The sequence below is a fragment of the Aquibacillus saliphilus genome, assembly GCF_020404745.1.
Classification (GTDB): domain Bacteria; phylum Bacillota; class Bacilli; order Bacillales; family Amphibacillaceae; genus Aquibacillus; species Aquibacillus saliphilus.
On the sequence record NZ_JAIZAP010000012.1, the window covers coordinates 14,358 to 38,837 of the forward strand.

Genomic DNA, 24,480 nt, shown 5'->3' on the forward strand with positions numbered 1-24,480 from the left:
ATATTTGTACTATCTACAATTTTCACTTTAAGCAACTATCGATTGAAAACTAACTTTGAGGAAATTATTTCATATAAGTAAAGTCACACCTCTTTCGTGATTTATCTCACGTTGTGATCAGTTGAATCGCAGTATAGTTAAGTTACAACTTAAGGAGGTAAATAAAAATGACTACTTTTACTATAAATGATACACCGGCAGATATTGTTAAGGTTTTCCCGAAATCTAGTGATTTGTTTAAGAAAAATAGGATTGATTTTTGTTGCGGAGGAGATAAACCACTTGTCGAGGTGTTTTCTGAAAAAAATATAAGCGATGATCTAATCATGAGTGAACTAAATGAATCCTATCAAGATTGGAAAAATAAAGGTAATGTGGAAACAAACTGGGACAAAATCTCAAACACAGAATTGGTTGATCACGTTGTTCATACACATCATGCCTACTTAAATGAAGAATTGCCTGCATTAGGTCAATTTGTTACGAAGATTTATCGTGTACATGGTGGCAGTCATCCACATTTAGTCAATCTTCACAAGCTTTATAATACGTTCAAAATGGAACTGGAATCACATATGGTCAAAGAAGAACTAGACTTGTTCCCGTTAATTAAAGAATATGATATTAATCCGAGTCCGGAATTATTGGAGAAAATTCAGGCAGTAAATAGTGCAATGGAAGACGAGCACGATTCAGCAGGAGACCTTCTTAAGCAAATGCATGATATTACAGATGGTTTCGAACCACCAGCTGATGCGTGTAATTCATATCGAATTACATACGCCCGTCTAACCGAATTAGAATCAGACACTTTCCAGCACATTCATTTAGAAAACAATATTCTATTTAAAAAATTAGCTTAATCATTTCAAAATAGCTATTTCCGCCATTAGGGTATAGCTTGATATTATGAAATTGACTCAGCAAAATTAATCTATTACAGAAGGTTACTGGCAACGTGCTAGTAACCTTTTGTTTTGGTGTTTAATGATTTATTTGTTCGTTCAAACTAGAAATACTCTATATGAAAGTAAAGCATATTTTTTCTAAACTAAAGCCAAATTAAGTAAATAGAAAAAAGCTTGAGGAGGCAATGATATGGATTTGAATGTAACACAAAAATTGATCAAGGATCATTTAGTCTATGGTGAGATGACCCCTGGGGAAGAGATTGGACTAAAAATCGATCAAACATTAACTCAGGATGCGACAGGTACGATGGTCATGTTAGAACTAGAAGCAATGGAATTAGACTATGCCAAAACAGAAGCATCTGCGCAATATGTCGACCATAACTTAATTCAAGTAGATAGTAAAAATCCAGATGATCATTTATTTTTGCAAAGTGCTACACGGCGTTTCGGCCTACACTATAGCCGTCCTGGTAATGGTGTTAGTCATCCTGTTCACATGCAACGGTTAGCTAAGCCTGGCAAGACATTACTTGGTTCTGACAGCCATACGTGTGCAAATGGTTGTATGGGAATGCTAGCAATGGGAGCTGGTGGAATTGATGTAGCGATGGCGATAGCCGGTGAACCATTTTACGTTAAAATGCCTAAAGTATGGGGCGTGAAATTAAGTGGTGAAATGCCAGATTGGGTTAGCGCTAAAGATGTCATTTTTGAATTACTCCGTCGTCACGATGTAAAAGGTGGTGTCGGGCGCGTAATTGAATATTATGGTCCTGGTTTAGAGAATTTAACGGCGATGGACCGTCATGTGATTGCAAATATGGGGGCAGAACTTGGTGCAACAGGAACAGTCTTTCCTTCTGATAAGGAAATAAAACGATTTTTAAAGGATCAAGACAGAGAAGACGATTGGACAGAATTAAAGGCAGACAGAGGGGCGAAATATGATTTAGAAGAAGAAATAAACTTATCAAAGCTTGAGCCACTGGTTGCTAAACCTTCTAGTCCAGGTAATGTTGTTCCAGTAAGCGAGCTTTCGGGTGAACCTATTTATCAATCCTATGTTGGATCATCAGCCAATCCAGGTTACCGTGATTTTGCGATAGCTGCTGAAATTGTAAAAGGAAAGATGATTGCTGATGGCCTTTCTTTTGATATTAATCCGACATCACGTCAGATGTTGACTGATTTGGTGAAGGAAGGACATATTGCTAGTCTTTTACAAGCTGGAGCCAGGTTGCATCAAGCAGGTTGCAATGGGTGTATTGGTATGGGACAGGCGCCTGCGACTGGTCGTAATAGTCTGCGGACAACACCGCGCAACTTTCCTGGACGTTCAGGAACAAAAGAAGACAGTGTTTTTTTGTGTAGCCCTGAGACTGCAGCAGCTTCTGCGTTGAGGGGAGTAATCACAGATCCACGTACACTAGATATGGATTATCCTAAAATAAAGAACCCAAACAAACCAACAATTGATGTGAATTTATTGGAAGAGCCGTTACCACTTGAAAGAGCTCGTGAAGTCGAGTTATATAAAGGCCCAAATATTGCATCCATTCCTGACATGGATGAACTACCGGATAGACTCGAGGTGCCGATTTTACTTAAAATGGGGGATAACATTTCTACAGACGAAATATTAGCTGGAGGTGCACGTGTGCTACCTTTTAGGAGTAATTTACCTGAAATTAGTAAGTTTACCTTCGAAATTATAGATGAGAATTATTATGATAAAGGAATGGCTAGTCGCAACTTGGGTGGACATGCTGTTGTTGGTGGTTTTAATTATGGACAAGGATCGAGTCGTGAACACGCGGCTCTTGCACCAAGATATCTTGGTTTACGTGTTGCTTTGGTGAAAGACTTTGCACGTATTCATTGGCAAAACCTAGTTAATTTTGGGATTTTGCCAATAACTTTTGTAAATGAAGGGGGTTACTCAAAACTAGATCAAGGTGATGTGTTAGTGTTCACGGACCTTAGAAAGAAAATCCAGCAAGGCAACGAATTTACTATTAGTGTGCAAGGGAAAAATCAAGAAATAACAGTCAAACACGCGCTATCGGGAAGACAGATTGAAATGGTATTAAAAGGCGGATTAATTAACTGGGTGAAGGACCGTCAAAAAAATCGTGCTTAAATTGTAAGTCGCCTCTGACTCAGGGGGGCAGGACTAATTTAAAAAAGGAGAAAACTTAAAATGGTGGATCGCAATAACGTATGTATTGCATGTGAGGGAACTGGAATGCTTGCTGATGATGAGGAATGGCAATATAAATGTACCATTTGCAAAGGAGATGGACATTTTTATCCAGGAGACAGTCCAGAGCCAGCTAGTCCTATCAATGTAGACGAAAACAACCGGTTATTAGATTAAGTAGTAAAAAGGAAGAGGCTAAACGATAAGTTTTGGCCTCTTTTAGTGAATAGAATCTAATTACCTGGTTTCAATAACTTATATGAAGTTTTCCATATCGTAATTGCAAAAATAACAGGAGGAAGAGGATATCGTATTGCGTTAAATAAAGATACTTCAGGGCACGCACTGGATGGTACCTCTTCTTGGATAAGTGGAATATTAATTGCTTATGCTGGATACACAGGATCTTCGTTAACAGCATTACTATTATTTTTTCTATTATATCAAGGGTTCATTTGAGGAGTGTAAGGAACAACCAGACAAGCAATAGGTACTGTTGTAGTCAAATTCAACTGTATTCTAGTAAGAGTAGAACTTATTAGCGCACGGAAAAAAGCTAATCTGCTTTTCTTCGCCTCTGTTGTGTAGGACGTATGTAGTAAATATTAAAGTTGTTAAACTAAAGTATAAATAAACTAGTGAAGAAATAGGCAAATGCCGTGTCCAGTAAATCTCTTTCTCATATGGTAAAAGTGTCTACCATAAAAGGAGTGAATAAAATTGACTAACAATCAATTGCATGCCAGTCGAGGAGATAAAACACTTGATACACTGCCACCTGGAGTGTATGTATATACGAGTGAATTGCCAGAAATGATCGAAGAAAAACAACCAAGTTATTCAATTCAGATGGAACCGGTTTGGTTGAATCATTTATTAATGCACTTAGATGAAAATCTTCAAGTCGTGACTGTTAATGGAGCACTTGAGGGAACGTTAACTGGTGCTGCAATAGATCACCTTCAGTTAACAATCCAAGGAATAGACTATCATATTAGGTATCCACATATTATTTATTTTAGAAAAGCCTAGTACGGGATAATCAAAGTAGCTAGAAATCGTATGTAACGTTCGACTTCTAGCTACTTTGATTATCAAAAAAATAAAATAAAAATCTGATTTATCGACGGTGGAACCGGATACATATTAATGGTTTAATAATAGTAACTACTAGTTTAAAAGGAGTGCTACTATGAATATCGTTATTGCACCAGATTCATATAAAGGAAGTCTTACTTCCATTGATGCAGCAACTATAATGAAGCGAGCTGTCTCTGAAGTGGGGGGGCATAACGGGGTAATTAAACCAATGGCAGATGGTGGGGAAGGTACTGTCGAATCCCTGTTAGTTGCATCGCCTAGCGGAGTTCGTGTACCTATCCAATGTACAGGTCCACTTGGTAATAAAATAGAAACCTACTATGCAACTATTGACAAGACAACTGCTCTGATTGAATGCGCAAATATAGCGGGATTAGTTCAAGTACCAAGAGAAAAAAGAAACCCTGATCTAACGACTTCCTACGGACTAGGTGAAGTGATAATTGATGCAATTAATAATGGTTGTACCTCGATTATCATTGGTTTAGGAGGAAGTGCTACCAATGATGGCGGACAAGGCATGCTTCAAGCGCTAGGTATGAAAGCTTGGGACAAGTCGGGAATAGAAATTGGCCCTTTTGGTCGTGATCTATTATCTATGAGTAAAGTTAGCTTTAAAAATTTACACTCTAAACTGTCTAAAATAAATATCCGTGTTGCATGCGATGTTGAAAATCCGTTATCTGGCCAGGAAGGTGCAAGTGCAATCTATGGTCCTCAAAAGGGAGCAACAGAGCAACAAATTCTAATGTATGATGAAGCTTTAGACAACTTTAGTAATCTAGTTGAAAAAGAAATTGGTAGAGACGATAAACAAGTGCCAGGAGCGGGCGCAGCTGGTGGTCTAGGTTTTGCCTTATTAACACTTGGAGCAAAGTTAGAGTCAGGCGCAAAACTTATAGCAGATGCTATGGATTTGGAGCAATCTATTATAAATGCAGATTTAGTAATTACGGGTGAAGGGCAAAGCGATGAACAAACTTTATTTGGTAAGGCCCCGAGCTATGTAGCAAGTTTAGCAAATAAACACCAGGTTCCAGTAATTCTGATTTCTGGAAGTCTAGGTGGAAATAGTGATCAACTTAGAGAAGTATTTGCAGGTTGTTTTTCTATTATTGATCGACCTCTTTCCTTACAACAGTGTATCGATCAAGCGGATGAATTACTTTATGACAAGACAAAACACGTGATTCATTTGATTGATTCAGTGTCTAATTTTAACTAGTTACGGATATATTGAAAATCTACTTCTAGTACAACTAGTACTGGGGTAGATTTTTTTTACTATAAAAGTGTAATAAATAAAAATTCTTGTTCGTAAACTGTATGGTGATAGCTTTCTCCTAAGAATGTACGTCATGATTGTAAGCGATTACACTATTTGCGAGGAGGAATGTTTATGAAGTATGAGGCACCTAACCAACCGGGGGCAGTTGTAGAATTTAGGGAACAGTATGATAATTTTATCGGTGGGGAATGGGTAGCACCAGTAAATGGACGCTATTTTGATAATGTTAGTCCTGTAACTGGACAGGTGTTTTGTCAGGTTGCTAGATCATCTAAAGAGGATGTGGAACTAGCACTTGATGCTGCTCATGATGCAAAACAAAGCTGGGGTAAAACTTCACCTACAGAAAGAGCGATTATCTTAAATAAAATCGCTGATCGGATGGAGGAAAACCTAGAACTCCTAGCTGTTGCCGAAACGTGGGATAACGGTAAAGCTGTCCGCGAGACTTTGAATGCGGATATTCCATTAGCAATTGATCATTTTCGCTATTTTGCTGGTGCCATTCGTGCCCAAGAAGGCAGTCTAAGTCAGTTAGATGACGATACTGTTGCGTATCATTTTCATGAACCATTAGGTGTTGTTGGGCAAATTATTCCATGGAATTTCCCGATATTAATGGCAACATGGAAATTAGCACCTGCATTAGCAGCTGGAAATGCGGTCGTGTTAAAACCAGCAGAGCAAACACCTGCATCTATTCATGTGTTAATGGAGCTAATTGCTGATTTAGTTCCAAAAGGAGTATTAAACATTGTAAATGGCTTTGGTCTTGAGGCAGGTAAACCATTGGCATCTAGTAGCCGTGTAGCAAAAATTGCATTCACAGGTGAAACAACAACAGGTCGCTTAATTATGCAATATGCATCCGAAAATATCATTCCAGTAACATTAGAGCTCGGAGGAAAGTCGCCAAATATCTTTTTCAAGGATGTAATGGACCAAGATGATGACTTCTTAGATAAAGCGATTGAAGGCTTTGTTATGTTTGCTTTAAATCAAGGGGAAGTCTGTACGTGTCCTTCTCGTGCTTTAATTCATGAATCAATCTATGATGAATTTATTGAAAGAGCAATCCAGCGAGTCGAACAGATTAAAATTGGAAACCCGCTTGATACAGATACGATGATGGGGGCGCAAGCTTCATTAGAGCAGATGGAGAAAATCACTTCGTATTTAGACATCGGGAAACAAGAAGGTGCAGAGGTTTTAATTGGTGGGGGAAGAAATAGTCTTGAGGGTGACTTGCAGAATGGATATTATGTAAAACCTACTATTTTTAAAGGAACGAATGAGATGAGGATTTTTCAAGAAGAAATATTCGGACCAGTTCTCTCGGTAACTACGTTTAAAGATGATCAAGATGCGCTTGCTATCGCCAATGATACACTATATGGTCTTGGTGCAGGTGTATGGTCAAGAAGTGTTCATACTGCTTACCGGTTCGGAAGAGAAATAGAGGTTGGCAGAGTATGGACCAATTGTTATCATGCATATCCTGCACATGCAGCTTTTGGAGGTTATAAAAAATCTGGTATTGGTAGGGAGAATCATCTAATGATGCTATCTCATTATCAACAAACGAAAAACTTACTTGTCAGTTATGGTACCGATGCGATGGGATTCTTTTAAGTACTCAAGTTAATACGGAACTTGAAAGGGTGTGTGAGATGGTTGAAAGAGTTACTGTAACCGGCGAAGCCATTCAATTAATCGAACACTTAAAACAGATACATGGCCAATTAATGTTTCATCAATCAGGAGGCTGCTGTGATGGCAGCTCACCAATGTGTTATCCAAGAAAGGAATTTAGAGTTGGAGACTCAGATGTTTTGTTAGGATGGATATCAGAGACCCCTTTTTATATGTCTAAGGATCAGTATCAATACTGGAAACATACACAATTGATTATTGATGTGGTTGATGGTAGAGGAGGAATGTTTTCGTTAGAAGGTCCAGAGGGTAAACGATTTTTGACGAGATCTAGGGTATTCACCGATGAAGAAAAAGAATGGCTTGCTGAAAAAGAATAAATGGTACCGGAGTTAGGTTTCTAGCCTGACTCCTTTTTAATTAATTTTTCTATCATTCTTAAGAACTATACTATTTCTATTATTTAACAGTTTTTTTTATAAAACCGTCCAATTTTATTGTTAATCTGTTAAAATGTATATATTGTTTTATATATTAAACATATATTGTAAACGCATACATTAGTTTGGAGGTTAGAAATATGTCTAATCATTTGCGAGGGAATCTTGGTATATTTAGAACTCTAGCATTTATTCTCCTTATTGTGATATTAATAGGGCTTTTTTTATTGGTTGATTCAACAGACGAAAAAGAGGAGGAGCAACCAATTGAATCTTCTTCGGGTATAGATATTATTTATTGATACTTCTAGTGTAAAATCAATCGCTTTAACTTTTTAAAATGATTGATTACAATGATAAGTAAGAAATTTAATTGGCAATGGAGGGGAAGTTATGTTTGATTCCTTGAAGAAGTTATTCAGCCCTAAAAAATGTCATATCTGTCATGAAAAAGCGGTGAAGCCCGAGCCTTATATAGATGATCAAGGGAATAATGTGGTTGTTTGTTATAAATGCGTACCGTATGCGGAGAGACGTGCGCTAAGAAAAAATAATTAATGAAAAATAAAACCCCCTTCTACATTTAATTAGCAGAAGGGGGTTTTTGTTTGTCTAGGATATTATAAAATGGTCTGCTCTGTGGATAATTAATTACTAAGTTAGCCACGTCCAGCTCCAGCGCCAAGCCCCTCGAGGTCCCTGAGTCAAGCATCTTTGTGGCAAAAATCGCCACATAGATGCTTGACTTAAGCTTGTCGGGGCTAACAAGGCGCCTGCGCTTTTGTTCGTAATTACTTTATCAACCAGTATTACGCAAACCTGCTGCGATACCATTAATTGTAAGTAAAACTTCTTTCAATAGTTCCTCAGACTTTTCGTCTTTTTCAGTCATTTGGCGTAGCTCAGTGATAAGCTCTGCCTGGAACAAGTTTAATGGATCAACAAAAGGATTACGAAGCCTAACAGACTCTTTGATTGCTGGCTTGTTGTCTAGTAATTCAGATTGACCAGTTATTTTTAAAACTACTTCTTTTGTTAAATAATACTCTTCAGTAATTTGGCCGAAAATCCGGTCTCTAATTGTTTCATCCTGAACCATCATTGCGTATTCCTTAGCGGTAGCTAAGTCGGCTTTTGTTAAAGCCATCTGTAAATTGTTAATGGTTGATTGGAAGAAAGGCCATGATTCATACATATCTTGAAATAACTTCCAGTCTCCGTGTTTATCAGCAAATTTCTGTAAGCCAGTTCCGGCTGCGAACCATGCTGGTAATAATTGTCTACTCTGGGTCCACGCAAATACCCATGGAATTGCCCGTAAATCTTCAAACTTACTACTACCTTTTCTACTCATCGGCCTTGAACCAATGTTTAGATCGCCTAGTTCATGAAGCGGAGTAGCTTCATTAAAGTAAGTTATAAATCCTGGATCTTCAAAAATAAGTGATTGATATTTCTCTAAAGCATAATCAGAAACCTCATCCATTGCCTTTTCAGCACCTGAAGTTGGCTGTTTCTTATCGTCTGAATCGTTCGTTATTCCCATAATTGCGGTCATCATCGTTGTTGTTGCTTGCTCTAAACTACGATAGGCAATGTCAGGTAACAAGTATCTAGAAGAGAGTACTTCACCTTGTTCGGTAATTTTCACACCATCACCTAGAGTGACAGGTGGTTGCGATAGCAGACTAGTATATAACGGACCGCCACCGCGACCTAATGATCCACCACGACCATGGAAATATTTTAGTTTAATACCATGACGAGATGCGATATCGTGTATCTTTTCCTGGGCTGTGTATAATTCCCAATTTGCTGTTAATGCTCCTCCATCTTTACTACTGTCTGAATAACCAAGCATGATTTCTTGTAAATCTTTGCGAGCAGACAAATGTTTACGATAAAGTGGAATATTAAATAATTTTTCAATCATTTCTGGACCGTTTTTCAAATCTTCAATTGTTTCAAGAAGTGGTGCAACATGTATCTTACTCTTGACTGTTCCATCTGGATAGACGCGATATAAGCCAGCTTCTTTTGCAAGTACAAGCACTTCTAATAAATCACTGACAGACCGTGTCATACTAATTAGATATACTTCAATGGCTCGCTCTCCAAATGTGTCATGAGCTCTTTTAATCATGCGGAACGTATTCATTAATTCCTGGGTATCATCTGAAAATTTATCGTAAATAGAAATCATTGGTCTTGGATCGTCTAGAACCGATGTTAAGACTTCAATTTTTTCATCTTCAGTTAAGCTCTTATAGTCTGGCACAATATTAACTGAATGGAGCACCTCAGTGAGTGCGGATTCATGTTCTCCACTATGATTACGTATGTCTAGAGATGCTAAATGGAATCCAAATAATTCTACTTGACGGATAATTTTTCTGAGTAGTTTAATTGGATTTTGTACAGGGTGATGGTTTGCGATACTATTTTGTATCATATAAAGATCAGCTAAAAGTTCTTCAGCAGTCTGATAACCTTTACTTGAATCACTTGTTGCAAACTCAAGTTTCTTAAGCATAAAGGTTAACTTCGTTCGATAAGGCTCATCTTCTTTCTTTAACGTTTCTATATTCAACAATTTCTTTTCACTTTCAATTGATTTTAAAAGCTCATCACTAACTTGAACCGCTTTTGAAGAATGGCTTAATAGGCCTTTTAATTTCTCTAAGGATTCCTTGTATTTCTTTAAAACTAATTCCCTATGTGTTTCTAATGTCTCCCATGTTGTAGTAGCTTTTACATTTGGGTTACCATCACGGTCCCCGCCAATCCATGAGCCGAAACTTAGGAATGAAGGAACGTTGAAACGTTGCTGATATTTCTCGAATAAAAGATCTTCTAAATCTTGATGGATTCTAGGTAAAACATCAAACAATACTTTGTCAAAATAATATAGTCCGTTTGAGACTTCCTTCATAACGGAGGGCTTTTTCTCTCTAATTTCAGCAGTTTGCCAAAGAATAGTAATTTCATTTGCGATTGTTTCATCAATAACTTTCTTTTCATACCTTGTATAGGCATAATCATATGATTTTAACAAGCCGGCAATGCGTTGGTGCATTTGTAAAATGGTCCGTCTCGTTGCTTCTGTAGGGTGTGCAGTAATCACTAGCTCTAAAGATAGAGTTTCAAGTAATTCAGTAACCTTTTCAGGTGTAATGTTATTTTCAAGTAACTGGGTCACACCGGCTTCTAGTGATCCCGGTTGAATAAGTGTTGTGTCCTGTGCTTGGTATTCTCTACGGCGCCGACTACGATAGTTTTGTTCTGCAATATTTACTAAGTGTAAATAAACAGAGAACGCTCTAATCACATCTTGTCTAATTGGAGGTTCAATCAAATCTATTTCCGTTTGTATTTGCTTATAAGCATCTGGATCATTCGTTTCTCTAATTGTTTGAGAGAGCACTCGAACCTTTTTAACCTTTTCTACTAAAAATTCTCCACCTTGTTCAAGTAGTACGCTATCTAGCAGTTGTCCTAGGTATTCCATGTCTCTATGAAGTGATAAGTTTGTATTTGTTTCTTCAATTTTTGTATCCAAATTGAGCCACATCCTTTCAAATTTCTATCATATTAGATTTGTAGATTTAAGTAATCACTTTAAAATCACATGGATCGAAAAAAGATGATTAGGCCGTTATCGGTGTAGTCGGTTTTTAGACTATCATCTTGAGAAACTTATTTCATCTTAACATGTTTTAGAATTTTTAATAAACTTTTTGATGTTAATTATCTCGATGTTATATTGATGACCATTGATTAATGCCAAATAGATATAATTTAGTTGCTGTTAGTAGTCCAGTCTCTGGAAGTAGTATTTTCGGAAAATAGGTTTAAAAGAGGAGTAAAGTCCTTATATCATAGGTTTGCTGGTATTGTAGTTAGATATGTATGAGAAAATCACTTGTTTATTTTACCAAGTTTAATTTTTCAACGTTATATTTCGGGTTGAGGTGAATAATTATTAAAATAAGGTGAATTTTGTCGGATTTGGGTAGAATAAATCTAAAATTGGGGTGAATAACTGGAAATTTGAGGCGAATAAAACCAAAATTGGTCAGAATTAACAAGTCTATAACCTTTAGAATAAAAATTCTAGACTGGTAAATGCTAAAAGTACTAAGTTTAGGAGGTGCTTCGATGGTTAAAAAGAAAAGAAATCAAAGTGAAGCGTATTATGATCATTATTCTGATCCAAAGAAACCAAAAGAGACTGCGGATGCTAAAGAATTATCGAAATTTTATAATAAGAATACTACAATTCCAATTGATGTTTCTAAATTTGATAAGTAATTGCAAAAACCCTCGAGGTATTAACCTTGAGGGTTTTTTACCTTCGCAGTACTTAAAGAACAAAGTTCATAAAAAAAGGCCTGAATTAGACCTTTTCAGTAGGTGGTAGCCCATGAGTATGGATTATCTCAACCAATCAGAAAACGTACCTGTGCCTTGGCAACTGGGACATTGGAAGGAGTGATTGTAGAAGTGTTCATACGCAAAAGTTTCTATTCCTCTCCCGTTGCAATCAGGACACTTTCCTTGGCCTCGCATTTTTTCAACTTTTTTCTCATATCTACTATTTGACCACTCATTTAGAGAATTTAAAATGCCCATAACGCGAAACTCACCTCGTTTCATTTTTCCTTATTATGTGAAAAATAAAACGATCTATACAAAAAGCTTTGCGGTTTTATAGAAAACCGTATTAAGTGATTACTTATTAACACTTTGAGGGTGTACGCTAGATACAATGTCTAACTCAGCAGCTCTTGCATTCAATTGCACCTGTTCTGGATTTTTACAACCGGGAATTACACTGGTAACTGCGGAATGTTTTAAACACCAGGCTAGTGACCAGGATGCCATTTTAACACCTTCTGGTACTTCGTTCTGAGCTATTTCTTCAACTAATTGTAACTTCCTCCGTGTTTCATCAGAATTATGTCTCGACCTTACGTCATTCTCATTAAAGACTGCCCCAGGCTTGTACTTGCCGGTTAAATAACCACTTGCTAGTGGTACTCGAGCTAAGACGCCAAGGTTTTGTTGTTGGGCTGATGGAAATACAGCTTCTTCAGGTGTAAGATCTAAACGATTGTACACTACTTGAATAGCTTTAACATTTATCTCGCTTGATTTATCTGTTTGATAAACGTAATCATTGCCTTTAAGTGAAATCCCTAAGTGACGGATTTTCCCCGCTTGCACTTGCTTATCTAGCATTGTCCATAGTGCGTCATTATTGAATTCTTCATCGGTACAAGAGTGCGCTTGATAGAGGTCGATGTAATCAGTTTGGAGTGTTTTTAGAGATTTATCTAATTGTTTTAGAACTTTGTTTTCGTTCCAATGCCTCGTTCGTTCAAAATTATCATGGAAATGATGTCCGAATTTCGTTGCGACAATCCAATCTTCTCTATTATTCCGGTTTAAATAGTCTCCAATAAATGCCTCTGATAAATGATCGCCGTAGCACTCAGCTGTATCAATCAAATTTATGCCTTCATTTTTTGCCATATCTAAAATTTCATCTACTTGTTTTTGAGTAAAGTCTTTGCCCCATTCACCGCCAAATTGCCAAGTTCCTAGACCTACCACGGAAACATCTAAATCTGTCTTGCCAAGTTTCCTATATTTCATTTGAATCACCTCAGAGATTGCATATTTTGTGTGTTATTACTCTATTCATGTAGTTTGTCCCGATATACAAGAATCATTTATGGGTAATAATAGTAATTCTAATCATAATACAGAGCATCCCAGCAAGAGCTTTTTACTATTGACACATAACTGTCAGAACTTTATTGCGAAATTGTGAAATGATGAACAATATACTTTTTAAACATAATAAACGTGTTATTCTGTAAATGTAGAAAAGATAGTAAAGAAATCAAACTAAACTTGTGAATCAATGAACAAACAAAATATAAAAAAACAGGGAGTGGATGAACATGTTTGTAAATTATCTTCGTAACAACAATGTGGTGGCAGGTATCTTGGCAATTATTAGAATATATATAGGTTATTCTTGGTTAACATCTGGATGGGGTAAGGTTACCGGTGGATTTGATGCAAGTGGATTTATTCAAGGTTCGATTGCAAAAGCAAGTGGGGAACACCCTGCAGTACAAGGTTGGTGGGCAGCGTTTTTAGAAAGTGTTGCATTACCAGGAGCAGGAGTCTTTAGTTTCTTAGTAGCATATGGAGAAGTACTTGTAGGGATTGCACTTATTCTTGGACTATTTACTAACTTCGCAGCTTTGATGGGTATTGCAATGAATTTCGCATTTTTGTTCAGTGGTACTGTTAGCACAAATGGTCAAATGATTCTTTTAACAGCGTTCTTACTAGTGGCAGGTTATAACGCCGGGAAATTTGGTTTAGATAGATATGTAATCCCATTTTTACGCAAGCAAATAGGTAATAGAAAAGAGACAACTAGAACTATCCCGAAAGAGGCATGAAAAGAGGAGCTCGACAATCATTGATTGTCGAGCTTTTTCGTATCTATAGAGTTCAGTCCGGACTATTTCTGAAAATAAAAAGTGAGCATCCATATTGAATGCTCAGAAGGGGGGACAATCTATTAATCAGTTTCCTTACTGATATTAGAGTTATCCAATATCGAGTAATTGTTCCATACCTTGAGTGTAACATTATATTGACAACTTTGTAATCGTTTTCATTATATAATACTATATAAGAGAAATATATCCTACTAAAGTACTAATTAAATTTTTTAGATCAATAATATAAATTGAATAATTTCGTGGAGGAATATTGTTACCACTATATGAAACTTTTAATCAAATTTGACTGTTTACTAATAAATTGTTAGCTAGTCTCATATTTTAAGAATATAAGACTAGCTAAGAAAGTCAGGTGGTACCTTGAATAAACAAAAAGTTATAGCGATTATATTTGTAATTGTAATTATTACCTGTACGGTTTTCATTTTTAGTATGATTTTCTTTTCACCAGCTCAACGAGCAAAAGGTATCATCGATGATTTTTATCAGTATGAACAAGAAGGTATGTTTGCGAAATCATGGGACCTTTTTCATTCAGAAATGAAGAGGAAATTTGATAAAAGTGATTACCTTCAAGATCGACCACACGTTTTTATGAATCATTTTGGAGTTACTACGTTTTCATTTGTGCTTAGTGATGTTGATAAATTGAGTAATTGGAAGGTAGAAAAAGATGCAAAGCCATTAACGACCGTTTATAAAGTGGCGGTAACGCAAACTTATAAAGGTAAATATGGGAATTTTCAGTTAACACAGGAAGTTTTTGCTACGAAGGAGGAGGGAGACTGGAAGGTGTTGTGGAATTATAATAAGTAAAGGCTTGTTTGTAGATCAGTAACTGTAAGAATATTTTAAAACTTGAACTTATAAGTATAGTAAAATTTTGAATAGGCTTACATAAATGGTGTTGAAGTGTATTTAAGTTGCAAAAGGAGTAATCATATATATTCAGATAACCTATCGTCAATGGTTTATCTGAACGAACGCATGGAATAATCATTTATTTTACTTATTTATTTTGTTTTTTTATCAAAAAGAAAATAAACGAAAGTAAATGTTGAAAAAAGCCAAAAAATATAATAAAATGAAAGTTGTTCATCAAAACGTATGCCTGTAGAAATAGAAAGGGGATTTGCATAAATGAAAATAGGTATCGGTAGTGACCACAATGGATTTGAATTTAAAGAAGAGATAAAGAGGTTTGTAGAAGAGTATGGTCACGAAGTTGTAGATTATGGATGCCATTCTTGTGAGGCGGTTGATTATCCAGATGTAGCATTTGATGTTGCGGATGCGATAAGTAAGGAAAAAATAGAACGAGGTATTTTAATTTGTGGAACTGGTATTGGAGTAGCAATTGCGGCTGGAAAATATCCAGGAATCCGAGCGGCACTAACTCATGATACTTATTCAGCAGAAAGAGCCCAACTTAGTAATCATGCTCAAATCATTACAATGGGCGCCCAAATCATTGGTACTGAAGTTGGAAAAAAAGTAGTAGAAGCTTACTTGAATTCTCATTGGACGGGTGGATCTGAACGGAAGGTTAATAAAATTATCCAAAAAGAAAATGAATTTATCGATAAATAATAACAATAGAACCAATTTCAGAATTACCTTATGCAGCAATTGTCATCAGTATTATAAATTGACTAAAAAACATAGAAAATAAGTGTAGTTAATAAGTGAATATCTATATCAATGATTGTTTCCGTAACGATTGTGGTAGGGGGTTGGAGAGCTGATTAACACCGCTTATTTCGAATAAAAATCAAGCACCACACGGACTCGTTCCTTCGTATTAATGGTAGCTTGATTTTCATTTTTTGATTTTTTAACTAAGAAGATGCGTTGATAACATTAATATCTAGTGTGGAAAGTTCAGAGGAAATACCGCTCTTTATTGCAGTGTCAGTTATAATTGTATTAACTTGATTCGTTTTCGCAAAAATCGCACTAGAAATGGTGCCGATTTTGGTATGATCAATCAATGCGATCACAACTTTAGCTTTTTTAATTAATTCCTTTTTTAACTGTACTTCGTATAAATTAAAATCGGTAAATCCTGCATCAGGCGTAAAACCATTTGCGGATGTAAACATTAAGTCGATATTGACTTGTTCTAATATACTTAGTCCTAATGTACCTTCGAGAGAGGATGAACCTTTTGTCAGCATTCCTCCAATGAGGATGACAGTGATATTGGGATTTTCGTTCAATTCTAATGCTGTTTTCACGCCACTAGTTATTACTGTTAATCGAATGTTTTTTTGTCTTAATAGATAGGCTAATTCCATAGTTGTAGAACTTGCGTCGAGTAAGATACATTGTTTCTCTTCAATAAAACTTAAAGCTTTTTCTGCGATCAGTCGCTTTTCTTGTTGATTTCTTCTGGCGCGAGCTGAATAACTTGTTTCGTTGTTTGCGTCATTAAGAATTGCTCCACCATGCGTTCTAGTTAAAAGTCCCTCTTCTTCCATTTGATTAAGGTCTGAACGTAATGTGGCTTCTGATACTCCGATATTTGAAGCTAGTTCCTTGACAGTTAAGCGTTGCTTATCGTGTAATAGATTCATTATTTTGCTTCTTCTTTCTGAAACAAACATTTTCATTTATTTGCACATCCTTATATATTGTGTTTTATCTTAATATAGAACAGTTATAGGTCATTATCAACACATTTTGGAAAAACAATCAACTTATTTGACTATAATTGCTGTTATTCTTCTTCCTATATTACTCGGACTCAACAATGTATATTTTCGAAATGAAAATATTGTTGACAAAATGCAAGTAAATGATAAAATTAAAATGTAAAATGACAGATTCAAGTTTTTAACGGAAAAGTAAATTGTGAACAATTGATCATGAATGTTTAAATTTTGAAAGCGTTATTATAGTGGTTATTATAGTGGTTATTATACTTAAGGGGGAATTAACATGACAATTAAGTTTGGATGTCAAGGATCAACTTGGGTTTTAGATTACGATGTTGAAGCTGATATGTTGGACAAAATTATGGATGATATTGATAAAGGTGGTTTTAAAGGGCTCGATATGCAAGTTTCTTTATTAGGTAGATATAGAGATTCGCCAGAACGTCTAAAAGAAGAGCTGGATAAGCGAGGATTAGAATTAGCATCCTTAACTTTGCCGTTCAGTTTCGAAGGTGGTAAAGAATCGCCGAAAGAAAGAGAAGATGCAGATTATTATATGAATTTTTTAAAAAAATTCCCAGGTGCTAAAATGAATGTGCCTTCACGAGTCGGGCAAAACCGAGATAATTTATTGCGAAGACAAAAAGAAATAATTAAAGGTGCTAATGAGCTTGGAAAAAGAGCACATGAGAATGGAATTATTACTTCGCTCCATCCTATTTCATACAAAACTTCTTATTGGAGATTTAGAGAAGACTATGAATTACTTCTGGACGGATTAGATCCTAAATATATGGGATACACACCTGATGTTGGGCATATAATTTTTGGTGGAATGGATCCTGTTGAGATTATAAAAGAATATTTACCGCTTATCAAACATGTTCACTTTAAAGATGCGACAAAAAACTGTGAGTGGATGAAGATGGGTGAAGGGGATATCGATTTTAGAGGATGTGTACAGGCACTTGTTGATGGTGGCTATGATGATTGGATTATGGTTGAAGAAGAAACGCCGGAAGCACAGTCAAATACGACGCATGTTATTTCTGAAATTGGTGGATATGTGAAGAAGAATTTGAATCCGATTATTGGTAAGTAATATAGCTACTAAAAGGAGTGTAACGATTGAAAAAGTTAATAAATAGTCCGGAAAATGTAGTTGAAGAAATGATTGAGGGTTATGTTAAAGCGCATCCGTCTCATGTGAGGCGACTGGCTGAAAATGATCGAGCGTTAGTTACGGCAAAAGAAACAGCTGAAGGAAAAGTTGGAATACTAATCGGCGGTGGTTCAGGGCATGAACCTGCTTTTATGGGCTATGTTGGTGATGGTATGGCTGACGGTGTTGCCGTTGGTAATATTTTTGCATCACCACCACCAGCACCAATATTAGAAGTGACAAAAGCAGTAAATAAAGGTGCGGGCGTACTCTACCTTTATGGGAATTACGCTGGCGATGTCATGAACTTTGGTATGGCTTCGGATTTGGCTGATATGGAGGATATTCAAGTTGAAATGGTGCTTGCATCAGATGATGTAGCGTCAGCACCTAAGGCGGAGAAAGAAAAACGTCGCGGGATTGCTGGGGAATTCTTCGTATATAAAACTGCCGGTGCAGCAGCGGATTTCGGATATAATTTAGAAGACGTTGCGAATATAGCTAAAAAAACAAATGAAAACACACGTTCAATGGGTGTTGGGCTTAGTCCTTGTTCATTACCACAAACGGGTGAACCAAGCTTTGAACTAGGTGAAAATGAGATGGAAGTTGGTTTAGGTCACCACGGGGAACCGGGACTTAGAAAAGCTCCAATCGATACTGCAGACAATGTTGCAGACGAACTTCTTAACAGTATTCTTCTTGATATTGAATTAAATGAAGGTGATGATGTAGCGGTTCTTGTCAATGGACTAGGATCAACGCCGCGTATGGAACTTTACATTATGTTTAGAAGAGTTGAGCAAGTTTTAAAGGAAAAAGGAATTAATATCTATCGTTCTTATGTTGGTGATTATATTACATCACTTGAAATGGGTGGAGCATCAATAACGCTTACTAAATTAGATGACGAAATGAAAAAAATGATTGATCATCCTGTAGATTGTCCTATGTTCGTTCAGAAATAAGGGGGATACAAATGAATTTTACAGCAAAAGAATTAATAAATTATTTTAAACAAGTAGTCGAAGTAATGGAGAATGAAAAAAATTACCTGTGTGAGCTTGATCGCAAATTAGGTGATGGTGATCATGGAGTTACGATGTCAATCGGTTGGCAAGCAGTCAATAAAAAGTTAACGAACGAATTAGAAAATGAGACGGATTGCGGAAAGATAAGTTCTGAGGTAGGAATGACATTTTTGAATGCAGTCGGCTCTTCGGTTGGTCCTCTATATGCAACGGGATTAATAAAAGGGGCGAAAGTCGTTAAAGGTAAATCTGTCCTCAATGATTCAGATCTTGCTGAGTTCTGGATTGCCTTTGCCAATGGGATCAAGGAGCGCGGAAAAGCGGAAGTTGGCGACAAAACAATTGTTGATACACTGGCTCCTGCAGCAAAAACATTAGAAGAAAATTTTGCTGAATCTGGAGATTTTCTAAGTGCATTTAATGAAGCAGTTAAATCTGGTGAAGAAGGAATGAAATCTACTACAGATCTTATTTCTAGACTGGGTCGTTCGAGTCGTTTAGGTGAGAGGTCAAAGGGTGCACAGGATCCAGGTGCTACGTCTGCATACATGATGTTGTCTACGTTTCTTACCGTAGTAAAGATGCGTTCCGAGTAATATTCTAAAGCAGTATGCTATTGATTATTTTTAATTTAAATAATAATAGGTTGTCTTAAGGTTGAATGTTGACTTGGGGCGGCCTTTTTCTGTTACTCTTAAAGGATGACGGATATCGCTTAATTGATGGGTAACTGATTAGTATTGAAAGATTATGTCAAACAAATCGTCTCACTTCTGCTTATATTAAAAAAACAGCCGTCTACAAAGTAAGGGTCTTTGTAAACGGCTGTTTTAATATACATCCCTTATTTTCTTACAGTTTTCCGCCTTTAGGTGTTTGGTGATTAGCCATTCTTTCAAAAAAGTCAATGATAAAAGAATGGTCCTTCTTACCATTACCATTAGCGATTTGAGAGCTAAAAACTTCTTTTACAAGGTTTGTAACTGGTAATGGTACACCGATTGCATTTGCTGATGATTGAACATTGCCTAAATCCTTATAATTAATTTCAATCCGACCACCAGGTTCAAAGTTTCTGTCGATTATTTGAGGCATTTTAGCATCCATAACAGCGCTACCTGCTAACCCTCCACTAATGGCTTCGTACATTTTGTTTAAATCAATACCTGATTTACTTGCGAATACACTAGCTTCAGATAACGCGGCGAGGTTTATGCTAACAATAATTTGATTTGCTAATTTAGTTGCAGAACCAGCACCATTAGCCCCGACATGAACGATATTTTCTCCCATCGACTGGAATAATGGTAAAACTTGATTGTAATGTTCTTCATTTCCGCCTGCCATAATAGAAAGCTTTCCTTCAATTGCCATTGGTTCACCACCGCTAACAGGTGCATCGATCATATGTATTCCGTATTCTTGGAGTCTATTAGCGAAGGATTTTGTATCCTCTGGAGATAGAGAACTCATATCAATAATAATTGTGTCTGGTTTACCGTTTTCAGCTAAACCATCATCAGCGAATAACACTTGTGAAACATGCTTTGCTGCAGGAAGCATAGTAAATATAACGTCACATTTTTCAGCGATTTCCTTATTTGTATTGCAAGCATGTCCGCCTAAATTAACTAATTCATTAACTGCATCTCTATTTAAATCAAGTAAATATGTTTCGAATCCATCTTTAATTAAATGGCCAGCCATAGGTTTCCCCATAATTCCCAATCCAACAAATCCTACTTTCATCTTTAATTACCTCCATTTATGTAATAGTTGTTTTTTTCTTACTTCTTACTTCTTACTTCTTATTTCATTTTATATTAAAAATAAAATTATGTACACCAAATCAATTGATTTATTTACAAATGACAGTAAAAATTGTTAATTACTGAAAGTTATAACGATATAATACGATATTATTTGATAATTAATAATAGAATATGAAAATAAATAATATGGATGAAAACCGCATAAAATTAGGGTTTTATAGCGATTTATGTTACTTAACGGCTTATATAATGCGGTTTTAGCTGGATTATCCTCTTGACTTATACACAATCTGACACTATTATTATAATTAGTTAGTATATTCGATGAGTAAACTTTTCATTAAATAATTATTTACTTTTTAACTGCATATTGAAAACATATGTAATTAAATGAAAGTAAATGGTTATTCATGCTAATCTATTCGTTTTTGATTTGGTTAATTCAAGAAAATTGAAAACGCTTTAAGTAGAGGGGTTTGTTGGGGGTTTTCTAAAATAACCTCACAAGAAAGGTAATTCGTCTATATACTTTTTAAAAAATTAAAATAAAAAAGGGGTGAAAAGATGAAAAAACTTCAGTTAGCAGTAATCAGTTTTTTCATGATGGCAATTGTCATAGGGTTAGCAGCTTGTGGCCAAGATGAACAAGGTGCAGGTGATCAAGATAGTCAATCTAGTCAAGGTCAAGAGCAAGTTGAACTTGATCTATGGCACTTTGATCCAGGTGCAAGGGAAGAAGTTTATAAGGAAGCAATACAACGTTTCGAAGAAAAAAATCCAAACGTTACAGTTAATGATTTATTAATACCAAATGATGATTATAAACAACGCGTGGTTGTCTCCATGTCTGGTGGAAATCCTCCTGATGTTTTCACAAGTTGGGGTGGTGGCTGGTTAGAAGAATTTGTTGATTCTGACCAAGTTAGAGATTTGACTGATGAGGATATTGACTATGACAGTTTTGTCGACGTTGCCCTTAATAATTCTACGTATGATGACAAAGTATTCGGATTACCATTAGGTATTTCAACCTACTCTTTTTACTATAACAAAGAAATTTTTGAAGAACATGGGTTAGAGGTTCCGGAGACTTATGATGAGTTTCTTAATATCATTGAAGTCTTGAAAGAAAATGATATCTATCCACTAGCTCTAGCAAATCAGCCGAAGTGGCCAGGTGCCTTTTATCTAATGTACTTTGCTGATCGCTTAGGTGGAGAAGAAGTATTCCAAGATGCTTACCGCAGAAATGGCGGAGGATTTGATGATGAGGCTTATGTACAAGCAGGTGAGTATATTCAAGATTTAGTTGGTAAAGATGCTTTCAACCCTGGTTTTAATGGTGTGCCTTATGATTCAGGTCAAGGTAGACAATTGATGTACACAGGTGATGCAGCTATGATGCTAATGACAACAGGATTTGTAAATAATGTTCGTCAAGAATTTCCTGAATTTGAAGAAAAAATGGGTGTGTTTCCATTCCCTACAATTGAAGAGGGTACTGGTGATCCTACCAATATTGCTGCTGGAGTTTCTCCGGTTTGGTCAATAGCTAAAGACACAGAACACCCAGAGTTAACACTTGAGTTAATTAAAGAATTGACAAGTGTAGAAACTGCTCAAGGTTACCTGAATAAGTCTGGAACGCCAGTTGCTGTTAAAGGTGTAGAAGTTGAAGATGAATATGTAACAATATTTACAGATTGGATCAATCAAGCGAACTCTATTCAGTTCCCTTATGATCAAACACTACCACCAGAATTAGCAGAGCTTCATAAAAACACGACATATGAATTATTCGGTGAATCAATAACACCAGAAAAAGCTGCTGATGCAATGGAAGAAAAAGCACAGGAGATATTAGAATAATGAATTAATTAGGAGAAAGCTAGCTACCCTAGCTAGCTTTCTCCTAATTTATAAACTAAGGGCATAAAGAAAGGTGGATATGTAATGTCAACTGACAGCAATGTAGCCTTAGAAATACAAAAACAAGCCACAGAAGCACATAAAAGGCAAAACAGAAAAAAGTCTCTATCCATTTTCCTGTTTCTTGTACCAGCAGTAATCATTTATTTGATTTTCATTCTCTATCCAATTATTGCAACTTTTAATTATAGTTTACTAGATTGGAATGGAATGGGTGAACAAGTATTTATAGGTCTCGATAATTTTAAAGCATTATTTACAGACCCAGCTTTTTGGCTTGCGTTAAGAAATAACATGTATCTTGTTTTAGTGTCTATATTTGTACAAGTTCCACTTGGGTTGCTTATGGCACTAGTAATACTTAGTAGTATTAGAGGGAAAAGAGCGTTAAATGTTCTATACTTTCTACCATATTTAATGTCAGCTGTCGCTATCGGGTTATTGTGGGTGTTTATGTTTGACCCAGCTAAAGGTCCGATTAATAATGTGTTAAATATGTTTGGATTTGAATCGATAAGTTGGCTGGCTTCAAACAATATTGCGATAATTTCTGTTTTAATCGTATTAGTATGGCAATTTGCTCCTTTTTATATGATTTTATTTAAGGCATCAATGGTTGGTATTCCGGAAGAGCTATATGAAGCTGCTGAGATTGATGGAGCAAACGGAATGCAAAAGTTTCTCAATATTACATTCCCTTCTTTAATGCCTACAATTGTAACCTCTTCTATTCTCGCGGTAGTTGGTTCACTTAAAACATTTGATGTGTTCTATATCATGGTTGGAGGAAGTTCAGGTGGTTCAACTGAAATATTAGGAACGTATATGTACAGACAAACCTTTGTTAACTTCAATATGGGCTACGGTAGTGCGATATCGGCAGTAATGTTTGTTATTGCATTAGCTAGTGTAATTATTATTTTATTTAGTGATTCACAACGAAAGAAGAGAGGGGATTTAGCATGAAACTAGGTAAAAAAATCTTACTCTATGTATTGGCAATAAGTCTACTTCTATTTACTAGTTATCCATTTTTATATATGGTCTCTACCTCGTTTAAGAGTATGGGCGGTTTTTTTGAAAATCCTTTCTCTGTTTTTCCGAAGTCGTTTACATTAGAGCAATTCACCTCTGTATTTGAAATGGGTCTAGTAACTTATTTCATAAACAGTGTTCTTATTACAGTAGTTTCTGTTGTATTAGTTGTCTTTATTTCTGCACTTGCCAGTTATCCATTGAGCAGAATGAAATTTCGTTTAAATCGTCCAATTTTTGTCCTGTTTCTTGTTGGGATGATGATACCGATTCACGCAACATTAATTCCGATATTTGTTATGTCGAATGAACTTGGCTTTTATGATACATTGCTTTCATTATTAGGCCCATACGTAGCCTTTGCATTGCCGATTTCAATCTTTATTATGACGCAATTTATGTCAGAGATTCCTGTTGAACTAGAAGAAGCTGCTAAACTCGATGGTGCAGGTAATTGGATGATATTTTCGAAAATAATGTTTCCGAATATGATACCAGCAATATCGACAGTAGTAATTTATAATTTTGTTCATATCTGGAATGAGTTTATATTTGCTTTGATTTTAATCAAAAGTCCAGAAAATATGACATTACCAATTGGACTTCAAAAATTCTATGGTGAATTTTCGGTTAATGTACCTGGTTTAATGGCTGCACTTACGCTAGCTAGTATCCCAGTAATCGCCATATTTATTATAGCGCAAGAACGAGTAGTAAGTGGATTAACTAGTGGATCTGTAAAAGGATAAC

The 24,480-nt window shown here is 36.0% G+C and carries 24 protein-coding genes; 20 read left to right on the forward strand and 4 right to left on the reverse strand.

The features are described from left to right. Window positions 1-167: 167 nt before the first annotated feature. The 10 genes from ric (at window position 168) to LD272_RS13120 (ending at window position 8,154) form a co-directional block, all read left to right on the forward strand. Entirely contained in the window at window positions 168-863 is a 696-nt protein-coding gene (gene ric, locus LD272_RS13075; RefSeq protein WP_226037055.1) for an iron-sulfur cluster repair di-iron protein, read from the forward strand. 235 nt (window positions 864-1,098) lie between these two features. Beyond that, window positions 1,099-3,054 carry an aconitate hydratase gene (locus LD272_RS13080; RefSeq protein WP_226037056.1) on the forward strand — a complete coding sequence of 652 codons (1,956 nt, stop codon included), beginning with the start codon at window positions 1,099-1,101 and terminating at the stop codon, window positions 3,052-3,054. A 60-nt stretch (window positions 3,055-3,114) separates the two neighbouring features. Continuing rightward, window positions 3,115-3,291, forward strand: a complete 177-nt coding sequence (locus tag LD272_RS13085) for a hypothetical protein (RefSeq protein ID WP_226037057.1) — start codon at window positions 3,115-3,117, stop codon at window positions 3,289-3,291. 96 nt (window positions 3,292-3,387) lie between these two features. After that, window positions 3,388-3,573, forward strand: a complete 186-nt coding sequence (locus tag LD272_RS21640; protein ID WP_226037158.1) for a M50 family metallopeptidase — start codon at window positions 3,388-3,390, stop codon at window positions 3,571-3,573. A gap of 261 nt (window positions 3,574-3,834) precedes the next feature. Further along, a complete protein-coding gene (locus tag LD272_RS13095; RefSeq protein ID WP_226037058.1) occupies window positions 3,835-4,146 on the forward strand; it encodes a DUF2642 domain-containing protein in 312 nt (103 codons plus the stop codon). A 160-nt stretch (window positions 4,147-4,306) separates the two neighbouring features. Continuing rightward, entirely contained in the window at window positions 4,307-5,440 is a 1,134-nt protein-coding gene (locus LD272_RS13100) for a glycerate kinase (protein ID WP_226037059.1), read from the forward strand. A gap of 174 nt (window positions 5,441-5,614) precedes the next feature. Next, a complete protein-coding gene (gene adh / locus LD272_RS13105; protein ID WP_226037060.1) occupies window positions 5,615-7,135 on the forward strand; it encodes an aldehyde dehydrogenase in 1,521 nt (506 codons plus the stop codon). A 38-nt stretch (window positions 7,136-7,173) separates the two neighbouring features. Then, window positions 7,174-7,536 (forward strand): DUF779 domain-containing protein, encoded by a 363-nt coding sequence (locus tag LD272_RS13110; protein WP_226037061.1) that lies wholly within the window; start codon window positions 7,174-7,176, stop codon window positions 7,534-7,536. 200 nt (window positions 7,537-7,736) lie between these two features. After that, a complete protein-coding gene (locus tag LD272_RS13115) occupies window positions 7,737-7,898 on the forward strand; it encodes a hypothetical protein (protein WP_226037062.1) in 162 nt (53 codons plus the stop codon). Window positions 7,899-7,989: 91 nt separating this feature from the next. Then, on the forward strand, window positions 7,990-8,154 hold the full coding sequence (locus LD272_RS13120; RefSeq protein WP_226037063.1) for a hypothetical protein: 165 nt from the start codon (window positions 7,990-7,992) through the stop codon (window positions 8,152-8,154). 241 nt (window positions 8,155-8,395) lie between these two features. On the opposite strand, the gene ppc is transcribed toward LD272_RS13120, so the two are convergent. Next, complete coding sequence (ppc, locus tag LD272_RS13125; protein ID WP_226037159.1) at window positions 8,396-11,104, reverse strand: phosphoenolpyruvate carboxylase; 2,709 nt, start codon at window positions 11,102-11,104, stop codon at window positions 8,396-8,398. Window positions 11,105-11,754: 650 nt separating this feature from the next. On the opposite strand from ppc, the gene LD272_RS13130 reads away from it, so the two are divergent. After that, on the forward strand, window positions 11,755-11,907 hold the full coding sequence (locus LD272_RS13130; RefSeq protein WP_226037064.1) for a hypothetical protein: 153 nt from the start codon (window positions 11,755-11,757) through the stop codon (window positions 11,905-11,907). Window positions 11,908-12,327: 420 nt separating this feature from the next. Here LD272_RS13130 and LD272_RS13135 read toward each other — a convergent pair whose 3' ends face one another. Continuing rightward, window positions 12,328-13,254, reverse strand: a complete 927-nt coding sequence (locus tag LD272_RS13135; RefSeq protein ID WP_226037065.1) for an aldo/keto reductase — start codon at window positions 13,252-13,254, stop codon at window positions 12,328-12,330. A gap of 311 nt (window positions 13,255-13,565) precedes the next feature. On the opposite strand from LD272_RS13135, the gene LD272_RS13140 reads away from it, so the two are divergent. The 3 genes from LD272_RS13140 to rpiB all read left to right on the forward strand — a co-directional run bounded on the left by LD272_RS13140 (window position 13,566) and on the right by rpiB (window position 15,734). Continuing rightward, on the forward strand, window positions 13,566-14,078 hold the full coding sequence (locus LD272_RS13140) for a DoxX family protein (RefSeq protein ID WP_226037066.1): 513 nt from the start codon (window positions 13,566-13,568) through the stop codon (window positions 14,076-14,078). Window positions 14,079-14,504: 426 nt separating this feature from the next. Next, entirely contained in the window at window positions 14,505-14,960 is a 456-nt protein-coding gene (locus tag LD272_RS13145) for a hypothetical protein (protein WP_226037067.1), read from the forward strand. 324 nt (window positions 14,961-15,284) lie between these two features. Beyond that, window positions 15,285-15,734, forward strand: coding sequence for a ribose 5-phosphate isomerase B (gene rpiB / locus LD272_RS13150; protein ID WP_226037068.1), 450 nt, complete (start codon window positions 15,285-15,287; stop codon window positions 15,732-15,734). A 248-nt stretch (window positions 15,735-15,982) separates the two neighbouring features. Here the strand turns inward: rpiB and LD272_RS13155 are convergent, their stop codons facing one another. Continuing rightward, a complete protein-coding gene (locus tag LD272_RS13155; protein WP_226037069.1) occupies window positions 15,983-16,756 on the reverse strand; it encodes a DeoR/GlpR family DNA-binding transcription regulator in 774 nt (257 codons plus the stop codon). Between the two features lie 328 nt (window positions 16,757-17,084). Between LD272_RS13155 and LD272_RS13160 the strand changes: the two genes are divergently transcribed. The 3 genes from LD272_RS13160 to dhaL are packed head-to-tail and all read left to right on the forward strand — an operon-like array spanning window position 17,085 to window position 19,590. Further along, complete coding sequence (locus LD272_RS13160; protein WP_226037070.1) at window positions 17,085-17,903, forward strand: sugar phosphate isomerase/epimerase family protein; 819 nt, start codon at window positions 17,085-17,087, stop codon at window positions 17,901-17,903. Window positions 17,904-17,929: 26 nt separating this feature from the next. Then, on the forward strand, window positions 17,930-18,931 hold the full coding sequence (gene dhaK, locus LD272_RS13165; protein ID WP_226037071.1) for a dihydroxyacetone kinase subunit DhaK: 1,002 nt from the start codon (window positions 17,930-17,932) through the stop codon (window positions 18,929-18,931). 11 nt (window positions 18,932-18,942) lie between these two features. Continuing rightward, on the forward strand, window positions 18,943-19,590 hold the full coding sequence (dhaL, locus tag LD272_RS13170) for a dihydroxyacetone kinase subunit DhaL (protein ID WP_226037072.1): 648 nt from the start codon (window positions 18,943-18,945) through the stop codon (window positions 19,588-19,590). A gap of 256 nt (window positions 19,591-19,846) precedes the next feature. Here dhaL and LD272_RS13175 read toward each other — a convergent pair whose 3' ends face one another. Beyond that, window positions 19,847-20,743 carry a 2-hydroxy-3-oxopropionate reductase gene (locus LD272_RS13175; protein ID WP_226037073.1) on the reverse strand — a complete coding sequence of 299 codons (897 nt, stop codon included), beginning with the start codon at window positions 20,741-20,743 and terminating at the stop codon, window positions 19,847-19,849. A 587-nt stretch (window positions 20,744-21,330) separates the two neighbouring features. Here LD272_RS13175 and LD272_RS13180 point away from each other — a divergent pair. From LD272_RS13180 to LD272_RS13190, 3 genes are all read left to right on the forward strand, one after another. Next, complete coding sequence (locus LD272_RS13180) at window positions 21,331-22,635, forward strand: extracellular solute-binding protein (protein WP_226037074.1); 1,305 nt, start codon at window positions 21,331-21,333, stop codon at window positions 22,633-22,635. An 84-nt stretch (window positions 22,636-22,719) separates the two neighbouring features. Further along, the gene (locus tag LD272_RS13185) at window positions 22,720-23,661 is read left to right on the forward strand and encodes a carbohydrate ABC transporter permease (RefSeq protein ID WP_226037075.1); all 942 of its coding nucleotides are present in this window, start codon (window positions 22,720-22,722) and stop codon (window positions 23,659-23,661) included. Beyond that, on the forward strand, window positions 23,658-24,479 hold the full coding sequence (locus tag LD272_RS13190) for a carbohydrate ABC transporter permease (RefSeq protein WP_226037076.1): 822 nt from the start codon (window positions 23,658-23,660) through the stop codon (window positions 24,477-24,479). The genes LD272_RS13185 and LD272_RS13190 overlap by 4 nt, the downstream gene beginning before the upstream one ends. The last annotated feature ends 1 nt before the right edge of the window (window position 24,480 follow it).

What these genes read in the sequence shown, in the direction of transcription:
- ric (WP_226037055.1), top strand. Translation starts at nt 168, where the DNA reads ATGACTACTTTTACTATAAATGATACACCGGCAGATATTGTTAAGGTT.
- LD272_RS13080 (WP_226037056.1), top strand. Translation starts at nt 1,099, where the DNA reads ATGGATTTGAATGTAACACAAAAATTGATCAAGGATCATTTAGTCTAT.
- LD272_RS13085 (WP_226037057.1), top strand. Translation starts at nt 3,115, where the DNA reads ATGGTGGATCGCAATAACGTATGTATTGCATGTGAGGGAACTGGAATG.
- LD272_RS13100 (WP_226037059.1), top strand. Translation starts at nt 4,307, where the DNA reads ATGAATATCGTTATTGCACCAGATTCATATAAAGGAAGTCTTACTTCC.
- adh (WP_226037060.1), top strand. Translation starts at nt 5,615, where the DNA reads ATGAAGTATGAGGCACCTAACCAACCGGGGGCAGTTGTAGAATTTAGG.
- LD272_RS13110 (WP_226037061.1), top strand. Translation starts at nt 7,174, where the DNA reads ATGGTTGAAAGAGTTACTGTAACCGGCGAAGCCATTCAATTAATCGAA.
- LD272_RS13115 (WP_226037062.1), top strand. Translation starts at nt 7,737, where the DNA reads ATGTCTAATCATTTGCGAGGGAATCTTGGTATATTTAGAACTCTAGCA.
- LD272_RS13120 (WP_226037063.1), top strand. Translation starts at nt 7,990, where the DNA reads ATGTTTGATTCCTTGAAGAAGTTATTCAGCCCTAAAAAATGTCATATC.
- ppc (WP_226037159.1), bottom strand. Translation starts at nt 11,104, where the DNA reads ATGGAATACCTAGGACAACTGCTAGATAGCGTACTACTTGAACAAGGT.
- LD272_RS13130 (WP_226037064.1), top strand. Translation starts at nt 11,755, where the DNA reads ATGGTTAAAAAGAAAAGAAATCAAAGTGAAGCGTATTATGATCATTAT.
- LD272_RS13135 (WP_226037065.1), bottom strand. Translation starts at nt 13,254, where the DNA reads ATGAAATATAGGAAACTTGGCAAGACAGATTTAGATGTTTCCGTGGTA.
- LD272_RS13140 (WP_226037066.1), top strand. Translation starts at nt 13,566, where the DNA reads ATGTTTGTAAATTATCTTCGTAACAACAATGTGGTGGCAGGTATCTTG.
- rpiB (WP_226037068.1), top strand. Translation starts at nt 15,285, where the DNA reads ATGAAAATAGGTATCGGTAGTGACCACAATGGATTTGAATTTAAAGAA.
- LD272_RS13155 (WP_226037069.1), bottom strand. Translation starts at nt 16,756, where the DNA reads ATGAAAATGTTTGTTTCAGAAAGAAGAAGCAAAATAATGAATCTATTA.
- LD272_RS13160 (WP_226037070.1), top strand. Translation starts at nt 17,085, where the DNA reads ATGACAATTAAGTTTGGATGTCAAGGATCAACTTGGGTTTTAGATTAC.
- dhaL (WP_226037072.1), top strand. Translation starts at nt 18,943, where the DNA reads ATGAATTTTACAGCAAAAGAATTAATAAATTATTTTAAACAAGTAGTC.
- LD272_RS13175 (WP_226037073.1), bottom strand. Translation starts at nt 20,743, where the DNA reads ATGAAAGTAGGATTTGTTGGATTGGGAATTATGGGGAAACCTATGGCT.
- LD272_RS13180 (WP_226037074.1), top strand. Translation starts at nt 21,331, where the DNA reads ATGAAAAAACTTCAGTTAGCAGTAATCAGTTTTTTCATGATGGCAATT.
- LD272_RS13185 (WP_226037075.1), top strand. Translation starts at nt 22,720, where the DNA reads ATGTCAACTGACAGCAATGTAGCCTTAGAAATACAAAAACAAGCCACA.
- LD272_RS13190 (WP_226037076.1), top strand. Translation starts at nt 23,658, where the DNA reads ATGAAACTAGGTAAAAAAATCTTACTCTATGTATTGGCAATAAGTCTA.